The following is a 418-nucleotide window of genomic DNA, read 5'->3' as shown; positions in this document are numbered from 1 at the left end:
CCCGGCGCGCGCCGCCGCGGCCGAGGCGCTGCGCGGCTGGCTGGCGCGTTACGCGGCGCGGGCGCGCGAGGACGGTTCCTCGGCGGACGAGCGCGAAGCGCGCATGGACGCGGCCAACCCGCGCTACGTGCTGCGCAATTACCTCGCGCAGCAGGCCATCGACCGCGCCGAGCAGGGCGATCTGGCCGGCGTGCACGAATTGCTCGAGGTGATGCGCCGGCCTTACCACGACCAGCCCGGCCGCGAGGCGTTCGCCGCCCGGCGCCCGGACTGGGCGCGCGAGCGGGCCGGGTGTTCGATGCTTTCCTGTAGCTCGTAACGGCGCCTGCGATTCCCCTGTAGGAGCGGCGCGAGCCGCGACCGCGACAACGCAACTACGCCGTAAGGTTTGTCGCAGTCGCGTTGTCGCGGTCGCGGC

The 418-nt window shown here is 73.9% G+C and carries 1 pseudogene; it reads left to right on the top strand.

The features are described from left to right. Positions 1-319 (top strand): annotated as a pseudogene (locus tag A7A76_RS03035) (protein adenylyltransferase SelO family protein); the annotation flags it as partial. Between the last annotated feature and the right edge of the window lie 99 nt (positions 320-418).

It is taken from the genome of Lysobacter enzymogenes, from assembly GCF_017168095.1.
Taxonomy (GTDB): domain Bacteria; phylum Pseudomonadota; class Gammaproteobacteria; order Xanthomonadales; family Xanthomonadaceae; genus Lysobacter; species Lysobacter enzymogenes_D.
Note: the sequence above shows the minus strand (reverse complement) of the source record. Positions and strands in the feature narration are given on the sequence as shown.